The organism is Streptomyces sp. NBC_01304 (assembly GCF_035975855.1).
Taxonomy (GTDB): Bacteria; Actinomycetota; Actinomycetes; order Streptomycetales; family Streptomycetaceae; genus Streptomyces.
Genome location: NZ_CP109055.1, coordinates 5,310,313 through 5,327,232 on the forward strand (window position 1 = coordinate 5,310,313; position 16,920 = coordinate 5,327,232).

At 70.8% G+C, this 16,920-nt stretch carries 20 protein-coding genes and 3 pseudogenes; 14 read left to right on the forward strand and 9 right to left on the reverse strand.

From position 1 onward, the window contains the following. Position 1: 1 nt before the first annotated feature. Together OG430_RS23400 and OG430_RS23405 are read left to right on the forward strand one after the other, a co-directional pair. Positions 2 to 91 (forward strand): annotated as a pseudogene (locus OG430_RS23400) (GntR family transcriptional regulator); the annotation flags it as partial. Further along, positions 88 to 244 (forward strand): annotated as a pseudogene (locus tag OG430_RS23405) (YdcF family protein); the annotation flags it as partial. The pseudogenes OG430_RS23400 and OG430_RS23405, both read left to right, overlap by 4 nt. 150 nt (positions 245 to 394) lie before the next feature. On the opposite strand, the gene OG430_RS23410 reads toward OG430_RS23405, so the two are convergent. Continuing rightward, positions 395 to 571 (reverse strand): hypothetical protein, encoded by a 177-nt coding sequence (locus tag OG430_RS23410; protein WP_327354533.1) that lies wholly within the window; start codon positions 569 to 571, stop codon positions 395 to 397. A gap of 196 nt (positions 572 to 767) precedes the next feature. Between OG430_RS23410 and OG430_RS23415 the strand changes: the two genes are divergently transcribed. The 4 genes and pseudogenes from OG430_RS23415 to OG430_RS23430 all read left to right on the forward strand — a co-directional run bounded on the left by OG430_RS23415 (position 768) and on the right by OG430_RS23430 (position 2,282). Further along, positions 768 to 986, forward strand: coding sequence for a hypothetical protein (locus tag OG430_RS23415; RefSeq protein WP_327354534.1), 219 nt, complete (start codon positions 768 to 770; stop codon positions 984 to 986). Between the two features lie 5 nt (positions 987 to 991). Further along, positions 992 to 1,120 carry a hypothetical protein gene (locus OG430_RS23420; protein WP_327354535.1) on the forward strand — a complete coding sequence of 43 codons (129 nt, stop codon included), beginning with the start codon at positions 992 to 994 and terminating at the stop codon, positions 1,118 to 1,120. Continuing rightward, positions 1,065 to 1,577, forward strand: coding sequence for a TetR family transcriptional regulator C-terminal domain-containing protein (locus tag OG430_RS23425; protein WP_327354536.1), 513 nt, complete (start codon positions 1,065 to 1,067; stop codon positions 1,575 to 1,577). The genes OG430_RS23420 and OG430_RS23425 overlap by 56 nt, the downstream gene beginning before the upstream one ends. 9 nt (positions 1,578 to 1,586) lie before the next feature. Continuing rightward, positions 1,587 to 2,282 (forward strand): annotated as a pseudogene (locus OG430_RS23430) (response regulator). Positions 2,283 to 2,323: 41 nt separating this feature from the next. Here OG430_RS23430 and OG430_RS23435 read toward each other — a convergent pair. Then, the gene (locus tag OG430_RS23435) at positions 2,324 to 3,178 is read right to left on the reverse strand and encodes an inositol monophosphatase family protein (RefSeq protein ID WP_327354537.1); all 855 of its coding nucleotides are present in this window, start codon (positions 3,176 to 3,178) and stop codon (positions 2,324 to 2,326) included. A 22-nt stretch (positions 3,179 to 3,200) separates the two neighbouring features. Beyond that, a complete protein-coding gene (locus OG430_RS23440; protein WP_327359192.1) occupies positions 3,201 to 3,641 on the reverse strand; it encodes a DedA family protein in 441 nt (146 codons plus the stop codon). 9 nt (positions 3,642 to 3,650) lie between these two features. On the opposite strand from OG430_RS23440, the gene OG430_RS23445 reads away from it, so the two are divergent. The 4 genes from OG430_RS23445 to OG430_RS23460 all read left to right on the forward strand — a co-directional run bounded on the left by OG430_RS23445 (position 3,651) and on the right by OG430_RS23460 (position 7,706). Beyond that, the gene (locus OG430_RS23445; protein ID WP_327354538.1) at positions 3,651 to 4,124 is read left to right on the forward strand and encodes a hypothetical protein; all 474 of its coding nucleotides are present in this window, start codon (positions 3,651 to 3,653) and stop codon (positions 4,122 to 4,124) included. 104 nt (positions 4,125 to 4,228) lie between these two features. Continuing rightward, the gene (locus tag OG430_RS23450) at positions 4,229 to 4,624 is read left to right on the forward strand and encodes a TOBE domain-containing protein (protein WP_327354539.1); all 396 of its coding nucleotides are present in this window, start codon (positions 4,229 to 4,231) and stop codon (positions 4,622 to 4,624) included. A gap of 172 nt (positions 4,625 to 4,796) precedes the next feature. Then, complete coding sequence (modA, locus tag OG430_RS23455) at positions 4,797 to 5,609, forward strand: molybdate ABC transporter substrate-binding protein (RefSeq protein WP_327359193.1); 813 nt, start codon at positions 4,797 to 4,799, stop codon at positions 5,607 to 5,609. 123 nt (positions 5,610 to 5,732) lie between these two features. Then, the gene (locus tag OG430_RS23460) at positions 5,733 to 7,706 is read left to right on the forward strand and encodes an ABC transporter permease (protein ID WP_327354540.1); all 1,974 of its coding nucleotides are present in this window, start codon (positions 5,733 to 5,735) and stop codon (positions 7,704 to 7,706) included. Positions 7,707 to 7,761: 55 nt separating this feature from the next. On the opposite strand, the gene OG430_RS23465 is transcribed toward OG430_RS23460, so the two are convergent. Beyond that, complete coding sequence (locus OG430_RS23465) at positions 7,762 to 8,295, reverse strand: DM13 domain-containing protein (protein ID WP_327354541.1); 534 nt, start codon at positions 8,293 to 8,295, stop codon at positions 7,762 to 7,764. A 177-nt stretch (positions 8,296 to 8,472) separates the two neighbouring features. Here OG430_RS23465 and OG430_RS23470 point away from each other — a divergent pair, with 177 nt between their 5' ends. Then, positions 8,473 to 8,643, forward strand: coding sequence for a hypothetical protein (locus OG430_RS23470; protein WP_327354542.1), 171 nt, complete (start codon positions 8,473 to 8,475; stop codon positions 8,641 to 8,643). A 95-nt stretch (positions 8,644 to 8,738) separates the two neighbouring features. Beyond that, positions 8,739 to 9,065 carry a DUF6191 domain-containing protein gene (locus tag OG430_RS23475; RefSeq protein WP_327354543.1) on the forward strand — a complete coding sequence of 109 codons (327 nt, stop codon included), beginning with the start codon at positions 8,739 to 8,741 and terminating at the stop codon, positions 9,063 to 9,065. Between the two features lie 10 nt (positions 9,066 to 9,075). Here OG430_RS23475 and OG430_RS23480 read toward each other — a convergent pair whose 3' ends face one another. Further along, complete coding sequence (locus OG430_RS23480) at positions 9,076 to 9,468, reverse strand: nuclear transport factor 2 family protein (protein WP_327354544.1); 393 nt, start codon at positions 9,466 to 9,468, stop codon at positions 9,076 to 9,078. Between the two features lie 109 nt (positions 9,469 to 9,577). On the opposite strand from OG430_RS23480, the gene OG430_RS23485 reads away from it, so the two are divergent. Together OG430_RS23485 and OG430_RS23490 are read left to right on the forward strand one after the other, a co-directional pair. Next, complete coding sequence (locus OG430_RS23485) at positions 9,578 to 11,356, forward strand: S9 family peptidase (RefSeq protein WP_327354545.1); 1,779 nt, start codon at positions 9,578 to 9,580, stop codon at positions 11,354 to 11,356. Between the two features lie 109 nt (positions 11,357 to 11,465). Next, entirely contained in the window at positions 11,466 to 12,251 is a 786-nt protein-coding gene (locus OG430_RS23490; RefSeq protein ID WP_327354546.1) for an SURF1 family protein, read from the forward strand. 138 nt (positions 12,252 to 12,389) lie between these two features. On the opposite strand, the gene OG430_RS23495 is transcribed toward OG430_RS23490, so the two are convergent. The 4 genes from OG430_RS23495 to OG430_RS23510 form a co-directional block, all read right to left on the reverse strand. Continuing rightward, the gene (locus OG430_RS23495) at positions 12,390 to 13,580 is read right to left on the reverse strand and encodes a hypothetical protein (RefSeq protein ID WP_327354547.1); all 1,191 of its coding nucleotides are present in this window, start codon (positions 13,578 to 13,580) and stop codon (positions 12,390 to 12,392) included. After that, positions 13,577 to 14,242, reverse strand: coding sequence for a SigE family RNA polymerase sigma factor (locus OG430_RS23500; protein WP_327354548.1), 666 nt, complete (start codon positions 14,240 to 14,242; stop codon positions 13,577 to 13,579). The genes OG430_RS23495 and OG430_RS23500 overlap by 4 nt, the downstream gene beginning before the upstream one ends. Before the next feature lie 337 nt (positions 14,243 to 14,579). Continuing rightward, the gene (locus OG430_RS23505) at positions 14,580 to 15,644 is read right to left on the reverse strand and encodes an aspartate-semialdehyde dehydrogenase (protein ID WP_327354549.1); all 1,065 of its coding nucleotides are present in this window, start codon (positions 15,642 to 15,644) and stop codon (positions 14,580 to 14,582) included. Next, positions 15,641 to 16,918 (reverse strand): aspartate kinase, encoded by a 1,278-nt coding sequence (locus OG430_RS23510; RefSeq protein WP_327354550.1) that lies wholly within the window; start codon positions 16,916 to 16,918, stop codon positions 15,641 to 15,643. Before OG430_RS23510 ends, OG430_RS23505 begins: the two co-directional genes overlap by 4 nt. Positions 16,919 to 16,920 lie beyond the last annotated feature (2 nt).

Genomic DNA, 16,920 nt, shown 5'->3' on the forward strand with positions numbered 1-16,920 from the left:
AGCTATCGGGGTCCACGCGGCCCCGCGCTTCTCCTGGAGCTACGACTTCAAGGTGCCCGACTCGGCGAACGCGGGAGGCGAGAGCAAGTGATCTCTACGCAGACGTGGGCGGATGCTCAACTCCTCTGGGACTTCCAGCAGATGGGGCATGAGCCACGCCCGTGTTCCGTAGCGCATGCCCCGCGGTGAAGCCGAGCACTACCGCGAGCGTGCAATCGAGCTCGGAGTCCTTGCGGACGCCGTCCACGGATCAAGATGTGACAACTCGTAATGCGTAGGCCGTCGGTTCGAATCCGACAGAGGGCACTCGCACTCAGGTCGGAGGGGCTCAGGCCACGTGACCTGAGCCGCTCCGTTCAACTGATGGGGCGCAAGGCGTCGTTCAAGAGTTGAGTCAGTGGCGCGGTGGAACCCGGGTGCCGTGCTTGTCGAGCGTGCGCAGTCCCTTCTCTGTGACGTAGTGCTCCATGTAGCCGCACTCCATGCACGCGTAGAGGTCCATATCGAGGCCGGAGCCGAGCGTGGAGAGCTTGCCGCCGACGAATGGTCTTCCGCCGTGTGGCGTCGCCACCCGGACGTCGGTCGCTCCACACTTCACGCATGTGCCGGCGCGCATGGTTGTCTCCCTCTCGCGGTTGAGCTCAGGCCAACTCGCAATGTCGACGACGCCCCACTGCCAGCCGGTTCCCAGGTCACCGGGATGGTGTCAGACGTGTCAGACGTGCATCTAAAATCGAACACGTGCTTGAATCCGGCCCATGCCGTCCATGTCCTTCCCACGCGATCTGGTGCAGGCGCAGCGCGTCTGGCACCGCACCTACGTCGAGCTCGCTGAGCAGCCCTTGGAAACCGCCGCGCTCAGGCGCCGCCTGCAGCTGCTGACCCGGGTGATCGACGCGCATCCCTTCTGGGAGAGCTCGGTGGGGCGGTCGCCCGCCGCCAGGGTGGAACTGCGGCGGCAGGCACGCGAACGGGCCGGGAGCTAGGCGTCATGGGTGGGGATGAGCTCAGCGATCGGCAGGTGCGCATCCTGCGAGTGATCCGGGTGCGGATCGCTGAGCACGGTGAAGCCCCCACGGCCCGGGAGATCGGCGCGAGGGTCGGCCCCGGATCGTCGTAGGACCACAGAGAAGGCCGGCACCCGCATCGAGCACATCCTGCTCGACGGCCTCGCCGAGACTCTGCCGCTGGACGAACAGCGCCGCCAGGAATGCCACATCGCCCTCGCCTTCACCGGACGTGCGGTCGACGACGCCCACCTCGGCGAGGTCAGGGCGGGCGCGCTGCGCCGGCTGCGGGGACTGATCGCCACGGCCGTCACCAATGCCAAGGAGTGCGGCGAGGTGCCCGCCGCGACGGACGCCGCGGTCAGCGCCGCCAGGATCGCCGCGTACGCCGACGAACTGGCCGCCCACCTGTGCACCGACCCGGACGGCCTGCGTCCCGACACGGCCCTGGCCGCGCTCGGCGACCACCTGGCCGGAGTGTTCACGGGGGCGTGCCGACTGCGGGGGAAGGGCCCTGGGGTGCGGCCCGCGGCCAAGGGCCGAGCGGGTGCGGCGCGGCCCGGAACGTAGCCTGGCCGCATGGATGAGGAGCCGCGGGGTGCCGGTCCGGTGAGCGAGGTCGTGCGTGTGCTGCTCGCCGATGACGAGGCCGTCGTGCGGGCCGGTGTCCGGACGATCCTGGGGGCCGCGCCGGACATGGAGGTCGTGGCCGAGGCGGGGCACGGGCGCGAGGCCGTCGAGCTGGCCCGGCTGCACCGGCCCGACGTGGTGCTGCTCGACATCCGGATGCGGGTGCTCGGCGGGCTCGGCGCCGTGGCCGAGCTGCGGCGGGCCGTGCCGGAGGCCTCGGTGGTGATGCTGACGACGTTCTCGGAGGACGAGTACATCGCCGAGGCCCTGGACAACGGCGCGAGCGGGTTTCTGCTCAAGTCCGGTGATCCGTATGAGCTGATGGCCGCCGTGCGGGCGGTGCACGGCGGCGCGTCCTTCCTTTCACCGCAGGTCGCGCATCAGGTCATCGCCCAGGTGCGGGGCGGGCGCATCAGCCGTGAAATGGCCGCCAAGTAGCGCATCGCGGCGTTGGCGCCCAGGAAGCGCGAGGTGCTGGCGCTGGTGGGCGCGGGGCTCTCGAACGCCGAGATCGGCAGGCGGCTGCATCTGGTGGAGAGCACGGTGAAGGCGTACGTGAGCTCCGCCATGGCCCGGCTCGAGGTCAAGAACCGGGTCCAGGCAGCGGTGTTGGCGTATGAGGCGGGGATGGTCGGGGCTCGGTGAAGCCCAGGACCGGGTGGCCCGGACGGTGAAGTGGCCCGGCCCTACTGGTTGTTGATCAGGGACAGGAGCTCGGCGTGCGTCTGGGGGTCGGACGCGACCAGGAGGCCGCCCGCGCCGGTGTGCAAGGGCTGGCCGTGGATGCCGGTCACCGTGCAGCCGGCGGCCCGGCACAGGGCGATGCCTGCCGCGAAGTGCACGCTGTCGCGGAGGTCTCCGTCAGTGACGTAGGCGGCACGCCGGCCCGCCGCGACCCAGGCCACGGCCAGCGAGGTGGAGACGACGCGCGGCCGGAACCCCGCGATGAAGCCCGGGTCGGCGAGGAGGCGGGTCGCCTGGAAGGCGGGCGCGTTCGGGAAGGGGGGATCGAGGTTGACGTCGACGAGGCGGGTGTCCGGGGACGGGGTCAGCTCCTCGTCCGAGCCATCGCCGTCGCCGGTGCCGTCGCCGGTGCCGGTGCCGTCGCCGGTGCCGTCGCCGGTGCCGGTGCCGCCACGTAGGAAGGCACGTTCGCCGTCCGTCCAGAAGACCTCTTCCGCGAAGGGGTCGGCGGAGGCGGCCGCGGTGATCTCGGTGCCCGTTCGCAGGGCCACGTTCACCCCGACCAACATGGTGCGTGCGGCGTAGTTGAGCGTGCCGCACAGGGGGTCGACCAGCCATCTGCGGGCGGCGTCGCTCGCGCCCGACTGTCCGCTCTCCTCGCCGGTCACCGCGTCATCGGGGCGAGCGGTACGGAGGATGTCGCATATCGCCTGCTCCGCCGCGAGGTCCGCCGTTGTCGCGAAGTCGCCCGCGCCCTTGTCGAATCGGGCCAGTCGCTCCCCGTACATCTCTCGTACGACAGCGGCTCCGGCCCGGGCCGCCGCCACGGCCAGTTCGGCATCGGTTCCCTTGGTCATCGTCAGTACGCTCGCAAACTGGTCAGGCCCCCTGGGGCGCGCGGCGGCCGCGGACGTATCGGACGGCCTCGTGCAGCACAGTGATCGAGAATGCCAGGCCGAGGCCGAGGGCGACACCGAACAGCGGCTCGCTCTCGAAGGCGGCACCGCCGAGATGGCCGAGGCAGGTCGAGTAGACGGCCCAAGTCGACGCGGCGATCGCGTCGTAGCGGGTGAAGGAGCGGCGCGGAAAGCCGGTGGCCCCGGTGGTGAGGGTGGCGGCGGTGCGGCCGCCGGGGATGTAGCGGGCGACCACCAGGACGAGCCCGCCGCGCTCTTCGAGGACCTTGCCCACCCGCTCGTACGCCTTGCGGGTCCTGCTGCCCGGCTTGAGCCGCGCGAAGATCCTGCTGCCCGACCTGCGGCCGATGGCGTACGAGATGTGGTCGCCGGTGAACGCGCCGAGTGCGGCGACGAGGATCACGAGGAGCAATTGGGGCTCGCCGGTGGAGGCCGCGAGGGCTTCGAGGTGCGCGCGAGCCTCCCGACCACCCCCGGCCCCGAACCGACACCCCCGCGCGCGACCGTCGCACGCCGTGAACTCGCCCTGGCCCGGCAGAAGGTACGCCGCGGAATGCTCGCGGCGATCTGGGTGCCGGTGGCGGCGGTCGTGGTCCTGGGCCTGCTGATGCTCGGCTTCAACCTCCACACCTCGTACAACTCGGCCCTCGACCGGCCCGCCTACGACCGCCTGCGTCTCGGCGAGCCCCTCTCCGCCGTCGAGCCCCGGCTCCCCCGGTACGAGCTGGAGGACGGCCACCTCGCCGGCCGGGCCCCCGCGAACCCGCGCGGCGCCGACTCGTGCCGCTCCTACCGCACGGACCCGCACGACTTCACCCCGGCGTACCGCCTGTGCTTCACGGCGGGGCGGCTCACGCACAAGGACAGGGTCGACATCGAGCCATGACCCGCCCACCCCTTTGGCTGTTCCTCCAGCCAAAGCGGCAGCTGCCATGGTCATTCCACTAGAAGAGTTGTATATGCGAGCCAAGGGCCCTTACCTTGTCGCATATGCAGTCCTACACAATCGGCCAGGCCGCGCGTCTGCTGGGCGTCAGTCCCGACACCGCTCGCCGCTGGGCCGACGCCGGCCGGGTCGCCACACACCGCGACGAGGCCGGCCGACGGCTGATCGACGGCCGGGACCTGGCCGCGTTCTCCGTCGAGGTCGCCCAGGGCGGCATCGGTGAGGAGGACGCCTCCTACACCTCGGCCCGCAACGCCTTCCCGGGCATCGTCACCGCCGTGAAGCTCGGCGACGTGGCGGCCCAGGTCGAGATCCAGGCAGGCCCGCACCGGCTGGTCTCCCTGCTGACCCGGGAGGCCGTCGAGGAGCTCGGCCTCGAAGTCGGCATGCAGGCCACCGCCCGCGTGAAGTCGACCAGCGTGCACATCGATCGCGCCTGACGAAGCTCCGTACAGGCCTCCGCCAAAGCCTCCGTCCAGGCCTCGGTCGAAGCCTTCGCCCACGGCGCCGCCGTCCCCCGGTGCCGTTCCCATTCGCTCACCGGGCCGCCTCCGCAGCCGCCCGACGCCCTAGGAGTCCCACTCCATGAAGTCCCTGAAGACCGTGAAGTCCATGAAGTCCGTGCAGCCTCTGCAGAACGTCATCACCACGCGCCGCGCCGCCGCCGCGCTCGTCACCGCCGCCCTGCTCGTCCCGCTGGCCGCCTGCGGCAAGAGCGACGACACGAAGGACACGGGCGGCGCCAAGAAGGACGGGCAGAAGACCGAGCTGACCGTGCTCGCCGCCGCCTCCCTCACCGATGTGTTCAAGACCGCCGGGGCCGCGTACGAGAAGGACCACCCCGGCACCACGGTCAAGTTCTCCTTCGCCGGCTCGCAGGAGCTCGCCGCGCAGGTCAAGCAGGGTTCCCCGGCCGACGCCCTGGTCACCGCCGACACCAAGACGATGGACAGGCTGAAGGCCGACACCGGCAGCTCGACCGTCATCGCCAAGAACCGCCTGGTCATCGCCGCGGGCAAGGGCAACCCGAAGAACCTCAAGGACCTGAAGGACCTCGCCAAGAGCGATCTGAAGGTCGTGCTCGCCGCCCCCGAGGTGCCGGTCGGCCGCTACAGCCAGCAGGTCCTCGACGGCCAGAAGGTCACGGTCAAGCCGGTCTCGCAGGAGCCGAACGTGCGCGCCGTGCTGAGCAAGGTCGAGCTCGGCGAGGCCGACGCGGGCATCGTCTACAAGACCGACATCACGGCCGCCGACGGCAAGGCCGAGGGCATCGACATCCCGGACGCCCAGAACGCCATCGCGTCCTACCCGGCCGCCACGCTCAAGGAGTCCAAGAACACGGACGCCGCCGCCGAGTTCGTGAAGTGGCTGTCCACTCCCGAGGCGCAGAAGATCCTGCTGGACGCGGGCTTCCAGAAGGCGTGAGGCAGTGCGCGGGCCGGCCGCCGGCCGGTCCGCGCCACCCTCGTACGTGTTCACCTCGACAACGCCCATCTCGACGACGCGCACCTCGACGACGCGCACCTCGACGACGCTCAGGACCTCGCGATGAGAAGCCTCCGCACCCGGTCATCCGGACCGCGCACCCCCGTGGCACTGGCCGTGCCGGCCCTCCTCGCGATCGCGTTCCTGCTGATGCCGCTGATCGGCATTCTGGTGCGTACGTCGTGGGGTGAGCTCGGCTCCCATCTGACCAGCCCCGGTGTCATCGAGGCGCTCAAGCTCTCGCTGTACGTGTCCTTCTGGGCGCTCGGCCTGTCCCTGGTCCTCGGCGTGCCGCTGGCCTGGCTGCTCGCGCGCGTCGACTTCCCGGGCAAGTCGCTCGTACGGTCCCTGGTCCTGCTGCCGATGGTCCTTCCGCCCACGGTGGGCGGTGTGGCGCTGCTGCTCGGCTTCGGGCGGCGCGGGGTGCTCGGGCCCTGGCTGGAGGACACCTTCGGCATCGTGCTGCCGTTCAACACCTCGGGCGCGGTCGTCGCCGCAACCTTCGTCGCGATGCCGTTCCTGGTGATCAGCCTGGAGGGGGCGCTCGCGGGTCTGCGTCCTTCGTACGAGGAGACCGCGGCCTCGCTCGGGGCGTCTCCGGTACGGGTGTTCTTCACCGTCACGCTGCCGATGGTGGCTCCCGGTCTCGCGGCCGGGGCGGCGCTGACCTGGGCGCGGGCGCTCGGCGAGTTCGGGGCGACCATCACCTTCGCGGGCAATCTGCCGGGCACCACGCAGACGCTGCCGCTGCAGGTCTATCTGCTCCTCCAGGACCAGCCCGAGGCCGCAACCTCCGTGTCCCTGCTGCTCCTTGCCATCGCCATGGCCGTCCTGGTCGCGCTGCGCGGCCGGTGGACCGGTGGCTCCGGCGACCGCAGGTCCACCCGCGCGGCCGAGGTGCCGGAGGAGCCGCCGGGCGGGCCCGCCCCCGGAGCCCCCGGAGCCCCCGAGACCCTCGTCGCTCCGAAGGTCGCTCCGAAGGTCGCTCCGAAGGCCGGCGGGCGCTGGCCGCTGCACGCCGACGTCACCGGCTTCAACCAGCTCACCCTGGACGCCGAGCCGGGCACCACCATCGCCGTCGTCGGGCCCAACGGCGCCGGGAAGACGACGCTGCTGCGCGCCCTCCTCGGACTGACGCCTCGCGCGCACGCCGACCTCGAGCTCGGTGACGTAGAAGTGACCTCGCTTCCCCCGCACAAGCGGGGTGTCGCCTGGGTGCCGCAGGACGGGGCGCTGTTCCCGCATTTGAGCGCCCTGTCCAACACCGCGTACGGACTCAGGGCACAGGGCGTGCCGCGAGGCGAGGCCCGGCGCATCGCGCGGCAGTGGCTGGACCGGCTGGGCGTCGGCCATCTCGCGCATCGCAAGCCCGGCCAGCTGTCCGGCGGGCAGGCCCAACGGGTGGCGCTGGCACGGGCGTTGGCGCCGAGCCCGCGGCTGCTGCTGCTCGACGAACCCCTGGCGGCCCTCGACCAGACGACCCGCGCCCATGTGCGGCACACCCTGCGCAGCCATCTGTCGGGCTTCGGCGGGGTCTGCCTGATCGTCACGCACGACCCGGTGGAGGCGGTGTCGCTGGCCGATCGCGTCCTCGTGCTCGAAGACGGGCACACCCTGCAGGACGCGTCGCCCGCCGAGGTGTCGCGGCATCCGCGTTCGCCGTGGGTGGCGCGGATGCTGGGGCGGAACGCATGGAGCGGTACGGCCACCGACGAGGGGCTCGACCTGCCCGGCGGGGCCCGCCTGGTGGCCGCGGAGACCGCTCCGGCCGGGACCGAGGCGCTTGCGATCATCGCGCCGGAGGCGGTGTCGCTGCACCGGGAGCTGCCCGTGGGTTCGCCGCGCAATGTGTACTCCGGGACCGTCCGCGAGATCACCGCGCTCGGCAGTCGGCTGCGCGTCCTGGTCGGCTGCGACAAGGCCCCCGACCTGGTCGCCGAGATCACGCCGGCCGCCGCGGCCGAGCTCGGGCTCGGCGAGGGGACGACGGTGTACGCGAGCATCAAGGCGACCGAGGTGAATCTCGTCGGGACGTGAGCCCTACGAGTGCCGTCGCCAAGATCGCCAAGGTCGCGAAGGTCGCCAAGTCGGCTCAGGCGGCGGCGAGTTCGGCTGCCCCGAAGGACACGTCGAAGCGGTCGCACCAGATGGTGACGCTGCGGTAGTCCCGCAGGTCCAGGTCCGCGGGCAGCGGATAGTTCTGGTCTCCCTTGTTGCCCTTGAGCTTGCCGAGGCTCTGGTACCTGCCGTCGTCGAAGACGTGCCAGCCCGCCTTGCCCTCCTGTACGGGGGCGTCGGTGAGCCAGACCCTCAGGTCGGGGCCGTTGCTGGTGTCCAGGCCGGTCAGGCGCAGTACGCGGGTGCCGTCGGCGAGCTGCAGGATCCGGGCCTTGCCGGTGGTGCCGTGCTCGTGGCTGATGAAGTCGCCGGTGGCGAGGGTCTTGGGCTCCGGGTTCCGCGCACTCGGCGAACCCGGCGAACCCGGCGTGCTCACCGCTACGGGGAAGGCCTCGCGGACCGTGTCGTCCTGCCAGAGCTTCCAGGGCTGGAACCAGTAGAGCCCGGCGGCGATCGCGAGGGCGGCCACGAGGCCACCGGCGACGAGGAGTTTCCGTACGCGCTTCATGTCTCCAGTGAACGGGCCGAAGCACGCGAAACGGCGGGTCCAGCCCATGACGAAAGTCTTACGGAGGACGTTTCCGCAGGTCAGGGAAGTGGTGCCGGTCGGCCCGAGATGCCGATCGCGGGGCGCGGGGGGACAGTGGAAACCGTATGCCGTTCCCAGGCAGGAGGAGATGGGACCATGCCCAAGAACGCCCACGGCCACCATGGAAACCCCAAGGACCCGCAGCATTCCAAGCTCTCGGCGGAGCAGGCTCGGAGCAAGGGGACCAAGCCGGAGCTGAACTCGATCTCTGCGAAGACCAGAGGCCTGCAGCAGAAGGCGCAGTCCCGCCGGCAGGGCAACCGCTGACGGCAGCCGCACTCCGGGGCCCGGCCTGAGGAAGGCCGGGCCCTCGGCATGGGCCCGGCAGTGCGGTTCAGCGGCGGTGCGGGACACTGGCGGGCATGGGGTTCATAGTCATGCTGACGCTGCCGGGCCTGGTCATCGTGCTCACGCTGATCGCCCTGGTCGACCAGGTGCTGCTGCGGGCCGGGCGCGCGGGGCTGCTGCCCTGGCGCAACGGCGCGCGGGTCGGTCAGGTGTCGGCCACCGGCTTCGAGCAGCTGCACGGCGCACTGTCACCGGGCAAGCAACACGAGCTCAAGGAACGGCAGTCGGCGCTGATCATGCGCGACGACGAGGAGGACGGGGCCCCGCCGCACCGGAGAGCCGTGGACCTGGACGGCGGGACCGCGGTGGTGCGGCGGCCGTCCCAGCCCCGCCCTCAGTGACGCGCCGGCCTCAGTAGCGCTCCACCAAGTGCTCCCGCCCGGCCGGGGGTTCGTACGGCTCGGGCCAGAAGTCGGTCTGGGAGGTGATGCGGCCCTGCGCGTCGCCGGTGAAGAAGGCTATGCCGTACATCTCCTCCGTGCCGACCGTGAAGTGGATCCAGGTGACGACCTGGTCGGCTTCGGCGACGATCCGCTCGACCTTCAGACTCCAGTCGCCCGGATACTCCCGGTTGAACTCGACGAATCGCTCGCGGCCCGTGCACCGCTCGCGGGTCTGCGGCAGGTCGTACACCACATCCTCGGCCAAGGTGGCCTCGAAGGCCGTCCAGTCGCGAGCCTGGGCCGCCGCCCAGTAGGCCTCAACTGTCTTACGCAGCACGGTAGGTGCACTCGAATCGGTCATGCGAACGAGTCTGCCCGACGGCACTGACAACGGCCCCGGCGCCGAAGTTATCCACAGGCTGGGGAGCCTCGTCGGCCGTTTGTCGGCGGGCCGGGGCACTATGGGTCGCATGACTGTTGAGATGCCGGACTGGGAAAAGCGCTTCCGGGCGCCGCGTGTGTCGCTGCCCGACTGGGCGGAGGACGCGCCGGACCGCTCGCTGTTCGTGTCCAATGCGACGGGCACGTACGAGCTGTACGCATGGGACCGCGCGAGCGGCGAGCAGCGCCAGGTCACGGACCGGCCGAACGGCACGACGGACGGCGTCCTGACCCCCGACGGCACCTGGATCTGGTGGTTCAACGACAAGGACGGGGACGAGTTCGGCGTGTGGATGCGCCAGCCGTTCGAGGGCGGGGCCGACGAGCCGGCCGTGACCGGACTCGAGGCGTCGTACCCCGCGGGCCTCGCGCTCGGCCGGGACGGCTCCACCGCGGTCGTGGGCCGCTCCACGGACGACGAGGGGTCGACCATTCATCTCGTACGGGGCGACGCGAAGCCCGTCGAGATCTACCGGCACCGCGAGTCGGCGGGCGTCGGCGACCTGTCGCACGACGGCGCGCTGATCGCGCTCGAGCACACCGAGCACGGCGACGCGATGCACTCCTCGCTGCGCGTGGTCCGCCCGGACGGCACGACGGTCGCCGAGCTGGACGACACCAAGGGCGGCGCCGAGGAGCTGGGCCTGGAGGTGCTCGGGTTCGCGCCGGTGGACGGGGACGCGCGGCTGCTCGTCGGGCATCAGCGGCGCGGCCGCTGGGAGCCGATGGTGTGGGACGTGGCGAGCGGGGTCGAGACCGACCTCGCGCTCGACCTGCCGGGCGATGTGAGCGCCGAGTGGTATCCGGACGGGTCCGCGCTGCTCGTCGCGCACAGCTTCGAGGCGCGCAGCGAGCTGTTCCGGTACGACCTGACGGCGCGCGAGCTGGTCCGCGTGGACACCCCGCCCGGCTCGGTGTCGGGGGCGACGACCCGGCCCGACGGCACGGTGGAGTACCTGTGGTCGTCGGCCGCCGAGCCGCCGCAGGTGCGCTCGACGACGGGCGAGGTCGTGCTCGACCCGCCCGGGATGAAGTCGCCGGGTTCGGTGCCGGTGCAGGACGCGTGGGTGGAGGGACCGGGCGGACGTATCCACGCCCTGGTGCAGAAGCCCGCGGGCGAGGGCCCGTTCCCGACGGTCTTCGAGATCCACGGCGGCCCGACCTGGCACGACAGCGATGCCTTCGCGGCGGGCCCGGCGGCCTGGATCGACCACGGCTATGCGGTGGTCCGGGTCAACTACCGGGGCTCGACGGGCTATGGCCGCGAGTGGACGGACGCGCTCAAGCTCCGGGTCGGCCTGATCGAGCTGGAGGACATCGCGGCGGTCCGTGAGTGGGCGGTCGGCTCCGGCCTCGCGGACCCGGCGAAGCTGGTCCTCGCGGGCGGCTCCTGGGGCGGCTATCTGACCCTGCTCGGCCTCGGCACCCAGCCGGCCTCCTGGGCGCTCGGCCTCGCCGCCGTCCCGGTCGCGGACTACGTCACGGCGTACCACGACGAGATGGAGGCCCTGAAGGCGATGGACCGCACGCTCATGGGCGGCACGCCCGAGGAGGTCCCGGAGCGCTTCGAGGCGTCCTCACCGATCACGTACGTCGACGAGGTGAAGGTCCCCGTCTACATCTCGGCGGGGGTGAACGACCCGCGCTGCCCGATCCGCCAGATCGACAACTACGTGGACCGCCTGGTCGCCCGCGAGGCGGTGCACGAGGTGTACCGGTACGACGCGGGGCACGGCTCACTGGTGGTGGAGGAGCGGATCAAGCAGGTCAGGCTCGAGATCGACTTCGCGGCCCGGCACCTGGGCTGAGTGCGGGTCCGGGGTGCGTGCCGGGCGTCGCGGCGCAGGCGGGGAACCCCAGACAGGCCCCAGGGGGGTGCGGGGCGGGTCCGTGGGGCTCGCCCCGTACCGTGGGAGCGTGTACCGGTTTCTGCTGACCCCGCGCTGGTGGGGCATCAACCTCTTCATCGTCCTCGCCATCCCGTTCTGCATCTTCATGGGTTCGTGGCAGCTGGGCCGCTTCGAGGACCGCGTCGAGACCCACCGGTCCGCCGAGAAGCAGAGCGAGCAGGCGAGCCGGGAGAAGGCGCGGCCGCTGGCCGACCTGCTCCCGGTCGACAAGGAGACCTCCGGCCGCCGCACCGAGGTGACCGGCCGCTGGGACAAGCAACTCCTCGTCCCCGACCGGGACTTGGACGGCAAGCGCGGCTTCTACGCACTCGGCCTCCTGAAGACCGACGAGGGCAAGGTGCTTCCCGTCGTACGCGGCTGGCTGCCCGGCGACGCGGACCGCAGCAAGGTCCCGGCTGCCGCCGAGGGCGAGGTCACGGTGACCGGTGCGCTGCAGGCGTCGGAGAGCGCGGGCAGCGACGGGGTGAACTCCGCGGGCGGGCTGCCCGAGGGGCAGCTGGGCATGATCAGCGCGGCGTCGCTTGTGAACCTGGTGCCGTACGACGTGTATCCGGCCTGGGTGACCGTCGACAAGGCCGAGTCCGGCCTGAAGGCCGTGCCGCCGAGTGCTCCGCAGGGTAGTGGGCTCGACCTCAAGGCCTTCCAGAACCTTGGCTACACCGGTGAGTGGTTCATCTTCGCGGGGTTCGTGGTGTTCATGTGGTTCCGGTTGTTCCGACGAGAGGTCGAGTTCTCTAAGGACGCGGCGTTGGGGCTTGCGGAGATTGAGGCTTCGGCCTCTGCTTCGTCCTAGGTCTCGGGGCTCCGCCCCGGGCCCCGCTCCTCGCCGGAGGGGCTGGATATCGCTCCCGCAGGAAGTGCATTCGGCTGCGGGTGGGTCGTGGCCGGCCGCGCAGTTCCCCGCGCCCCTGACGGGGCGCACCCTTCGCCCCTACGAAGCCGCCAGTGCCCCGGTCCGGTAGATCGTTCCCGCGCACGCGTTGCTGATCGTCGTCTGCGCGCTCGGGGCGCCCGCCTCCGCGGTGTGGGTGATCGAGACGCTGCCGTCGGCCGTGCCCTCCTCGCCGCCCAGTTGGGTCGAGACGCCCTGGCCGTCCGAGCCGCTGCCCGTGTTCTCGCCGCCGTCCGACGGCGTCGGGTCGGGTGACGGGTTGCCCGTGCTGGGGCAGGTGTCCGTGGGGATCCAGGCGAACTGGACCTCGTACGCCATCCCCGGCTTGAGGACGAGCGTCGTGGGCTCGGTGGAGGGGGCGGGCAGGTTGCTCGCCGGGTCGCCCGTGGTGTGATCCGTGACCCTGATCTTGGACTGCTCGGCCGCGCCCTGCGCCGCGAAGACGACGCTGCCCGGGCCGCTGACCGTGCAGTCGGTGCTGGACGTGTTGGAGACGCGGAAGCTGCCGTAGACCGTGCCGTCGGAGGCGGGCGCCCCCGCGCTCGCCACGGCGTTGTTGAGCTGGCCGGCGTCGCAGGCGGTGGCGGCCGGGGCCTGGCTGGTGGAGGGGTCGGCGCCGCCGGAGGCGCCGGAGACGGAGCCTTCGCCGTCCTCGCCCTTGCCCTCGTCCTTCTTGCCGTCCTTGCCCTTGCCGTCCTTGTCGTCCTTGCCCTTGCCGCCGTTGCCGCCCTCCTGTTGGCCGCCGCCCGAGCCCTGGTCACCGCCGGTCGCACCGGGCACGTCCGAGCCGTGGCCGGCCACCGAAGGGTTGGCGTCGGAGGAACCCCCGGAGTTGGTGACGTGCACGAGGGCCGGCACCGCCGTGCCGATGAAGAGGGCCGCGGCCGCCATCCCGACGACGGCCTGGCGCTTACGGGCCCGGCGCGCGGGCACCGCCTGGCGAAGGTGGTCGAGGGCGTTGCCCGAGGGCTCGATCTCCTGGACCGCGCCGCGCAGCATCCTGCGCAACGCCAGCTCGTCCGGGGCGAAGCCGCCGGTCTCGGGGCCGGACTCGGGGCCGTCCTGCGGCTGCTGCGACTTCTGCGCCTTCAACGGGTTGTTCCCACCATGCTGATCGTGCCCACTATGCGGCCTGTGCCCGGCGGCACCGTACTGCTCACGGTCATGACCGTGTTCCTGCCCGTGTCCGTGTTCGCGGCCATCCTGCCCGAACCACTCGTTCCTGCTCATGCCGGGGCCTCCATGGCGACGCGCAGCGCCGCGATGCCGCGCGAGCCGTAGGCCTTGACCGAGCCGAGCGATATGCCGAGCGTCTCGGCGACCTGGGCCTCGGTCATGTCCGCGAAGTAGCGCAGGACGAGGACCTCGCGCTGCCGGCGCTGCAGTCCGCGCATCGCCTTGATCAGGGCGTCCCGCTCGAGTTGGTCGTACGCCCCCTCCTCCGCGCTCGCCATGTCGGGCATGGGCTTGGAGAGGAGCTTGAGGCCGAGGATGCGGCGACGCAGCGCGGAGCGGGAGAGGTTGACCACCGTCTGGCGCAGATACGCGAGGGTCTTCTCCGGGTCGCGCACGCGCTTGCGCGCGGAGTGCACGCGGATGAAGGCCTCCTGCACGACGTCCTCGCACGAGGCGGTGTCGTCGAGCAGCAGGGCGGCGAGACCGAGCAGCGACCGGTAGTGGGCGCGATACGTCTCGGTGAGGTGGTCGACTGTGGTGCCGGCGGCCATGGCGTCGTCAGCGCCGTCGCGCTGGGACGGTATGGCGGCCGTACGCCGCGTCGCAGGCATCGGCGCGATCACCGGCATGCCACTGGAGTTGCCCGCACCGGACGCGAGGCGTGAGCGGGGACGGCGCGGCGGCCGCACGGCTGTTGCACCGCGGGCTTGCACCATCGTGAAATCGAGAACCTCTGCTGCCACGCCTGTTGGACACGCTTCCCCCCGTCAGGGTTGTACGCGTCAGGCATCGCATTTGTGCCAGGCGCACCTTGCGACGTCGCTCCCCATGCCCTCATGCGTACCAGCACTTCCCCTATGCCCCATTTGAGAACGGCCACCGTTTGAAGGGCGACCGCAAAGACGCTCCCCACCCCGCGCGCGGTTGCACGGGACGGGGAGCGAATCGTCGAACGGTGAGGCGTTCCAGTTCAAGTGGCCTAGACCATCAACTTGGTCACAGGCTTCACACAGATCCTACAAACCCGTTCGCGCCCGGTCGGCGGCGAGGCCCTCAGGCGCGGAGCTCGGAAGCTACCAACTCGGCGATCTGCGCGGTGTTCAGGGCCGCCCCCTTGCGCAGATTGTCCCCGCATACGAAGAGTTCGAGCGCGGCCGGATCGTCGAGGGAGCGCCGCACCCGGCCGACCCAGGTGGGGTCGGTGCCCACCACGTCGGCGGGGGTGGGGAATTCACCGGCGGCCGGGTTGTCGAAGAGGACGACACCGGGGGCGGTGGAGAGGATCTCGTGCGCGCGGTCGACCGTGACCTCGTTCTCGAAGCGTGCGTGCACCGTGAGGGAATGGGTCGTAACCACCGGAACCCGGACACAAGTTACGCTCACCCGCAGATCCGGCAGACCCAGGATCTTCCGGGACTCATTGCGCACCTTGAGCTCTTCGGACGACCAGCCGTCCGCCATCAGCGAACCGGCCCAGGGCACCACGTTCAGGGCGATCGGCTCGGGGAAGGGCCCGGTGTTGTCGCCCACGGCCCGGCGCACATCACCCGGCGTGGTCCCCAGTTCCGTACCGGCGACGAGCTTCAACTGCTCGCGCAGCACCTCGACACCGGCGGTCCCGGCGCCGCTCACGGCCTGGTACGAGGAGACGACCAGCTCCCGCAGCCCGAACTCGGCATGCAGCGCACCGATCGCCACAATCATGGACAAGGTGGTGCAGTTGGGATTGGCGATGATGCCGCGCGGGCGCAGCCGGGCGGCATGCGGATTGACCTCGGGGACGACCAGCGGGACGTCCGAGTCCATCCGGAAAGCGGCCGAATTGTCCACGACCACCGCGCCCTTGGCCGCGGCGATCGGCGCCCACTGCGCGGACACCTCGTCGGGTACGTCGAACATCGCGACGTCGACCCCGTCGAAGGCCTCCTCGGTGAGCGCGACGACCTCGACCTCCTCACCGCGTACGACCAGCTTGCGGCCGGCCGAGCGCGGGGAGGCGATCAGACGGATCTCGCCCCAGATGTCCGCGTGCTGGGACAGGATCTGGAGCATGACCGTGCCGACGGCTCCGGTCGCCCCGACCACGGCGAGCGTCGGGGCGGACCGGGAGGGGTTCATCGGCCGGTGCCTCCGTAGACGACAGCCTCGTCGGAGTCGCTGTCCAGGCCGAAGGAGGAGTGCACGGCGCGCACGGCCTCGTTGACGTCGTCGGCGCGGGTGACGACCGAGATACGGATCTCCGAGGTGGAGATCAGCTCGATGTTCACGCCCGCGTCGCTGAGCGCCTCGAAGAACTGCGCGGTGACACCGGGGTTGGTCTTCATGCCGGCGCCGACGAGGGAGATCTTGGCGACCTGGTCGTCGTAGCGCAGCGAGTCGTACCCGACCGTCGGCTTGATCTTCTCCAGGGCCGACAGGGCCTTCTTGCCCTCGGCCTTGGGGAGCGTGAAGGAGATGTCGGTCAGGCCCGTGGAGGCCGCCGACACGTTCTGCACGATCATGTCGATGTTGATCTCGGCGGACGCGACGGCCCGGAAGATCGACGCGGCCTCGCCCGGCTTGTCGGGCACCCCGACGACCGTGACCTTGGCCTCGGAGACGTCGTGGGCGACTCCGGAGATGATGGCGTGCTCCACCTGCTGGTCTCCCTGCTCGGGTCGTTCATTGCTGACCCAGGTGCCGCGCAGCCCCGAGAAGGACGAGCGGACGTGGATCGGGATGTTGTACCGGCGCGCGTACTCCACACACCGGTGAAGGAGGACCTTCGAGCCGGAAGCGGCGAGCTCCAGCATGTCCTCGAAGGAGATCCAGTCGATCTTCTGGGCCTTCTTGACGACCCGGGGGTCGGCGGTGAAGACGCCGTCGACGTCGGTGTAGATCTCGCATACGTCGGCGTCCAGCGCGGCGGCCAGCGCCACGGCCGTGGTGTCACTGCCACCGCGGCCGAGCGTGGTGATGTCCTTGCTGTCCTGGCTCACGCCCTGGAACCCGGCGACGATGGCGATGTTGCCCTCGTCCACCGAGGTGCGGATCCGGCCCGGCGTGACATCGATGATGCGCGCTTTGTTGTGGACCGAGTCGGTGATGACACCTGCCTGGCTCCCGGTGAACGACTGGGCCTCGTGGCCCAGGTTTTTGATCGCCATGGCCAGCAGGGCCATGGAGATCCGCTCTCCGGAGGTCAACAGCATGTCGAGCTCACGTCCGGCAGGGATCGGTGATACCTGCTCGGCGAGATCGATCAGCTCGTCCGTCGTGTCGCCCATCGCGGAAACAACGGCGACCACCTGGTGGCCGTTCTTCTTTGCTTCCACGATGCGCTTGGCGACCCGCTTGATGCCCTCGGCATCGGCTACGGAGGAGCCTCCGTACTTCTGCACGACAAGGCCCACGT

What these genes read in the sequence shown, in the direction of transcription:
- OG430_RS23415 (WP_327354534.1), top strand. Translation starts at nt 768, where the DNA reads ATGTCCTTCCCACGCGATCTGGTGCAGGCGCAGCGCGTCTGGCACCGC.
- OG430_RS23420 (WP_327354535.1), top strand. Translation starts at nt 992, where the DNA reads ATGGGTGGGGATGAGCTCAGCGATCGGCAGGTGCGCATCCTGCGAGTG.
- OG430_RS23435 (WP_327354537.1), bottom strand. Translation starts at nt 3,178, where the DNA reads ATGACCAAGGGAACCGATGCCGAACTGGCCGTGGCGGCGGCCCGGGCC.
- OG430_RS23450 (WP_327354539.1), top strand. Translation starts at nt 4,229, where the DNA reads ATGCAGTCCTACACAATCGGCCAGGCCGCGCGTCTGCTGGGCGTCAGT.
- modA (WP_327359193.1), top strand. Translation starts at nt 4,797, where the DNA reads ATGAAGTCCGTGCAGCCTCTGCAGAACGTCATCACCACGCGCCGCGCC.
- OG430_RS23460 (WP_327354540.1), top strand. Translation starts at nt 5,733, where the DNA reads ATGAGAAGCCTCCGCACCCGGTCATCCGGACCGCGCACCCCCGTGGCA.
- OG430_RS23465 (WP_327354541.1), bottom strand. Translation starts at nt 8,295, where the DNA reads ATGAAGCGCGTACGGAAACTCCTCGTCGCCGGTGGCCTCGTGGCCGCC.
- OG430_RS23470 (WP_327354542.1), top strand. Translation starts at nt 8,473, where the DNA reads ATGCCCAAGAACGCCCACGGCCACCATGGAAACCCCAAGGACCCGCAG.
- OG430_RS23475 (WP_327354543.1), top strand. Translation starts at nt 8,739, where the DNA reads ATGGGGTTCATAGTCATGCTGACGCTGCCGGGCCTGGTCATCGTGCTC.
- OG430_RS23480 (WP_327354544.1), bottom strand. Translation starts at nt 9,468, where the DNA reads ATGACCGATTCGAGTGCACCTACCGTGCTGCGTAAGACAGTTGAGGCC.
- OG430_RS23485 (WP_327354545.1), top strand. Translation starts at nt 9,578, where the DNA reads ATGACTGTTGAGATGCCGGACTGGGAAAAGCGCTTCCGGGCGCCGCGT.
- OG430_RS23495 (WP_327354547.1), bottom strand. Translation starts at nt 13,580, where the DNA reads ATGAGCAGGAACGAGTGGTTCGGGCAGGATGGCCGCGAACACGGACAC.
- OG430_RS23500 (WP_327354548.1), bottom strand. Translation starts at nt 14,242, where the DNA reads ATGGTGCAAGCCCGCGGTGCAACAGCCGTGCGGCCGCCGCGCCGTCCC.
- OG430_RS23505 (WP_327354549.1), bottom strand. Translation starts at nt 15,644, where the DNA reads ATGAACCCCTCCCGGTCCGCCCCGACGCTCGCCGTGGTCGGGGCGACC.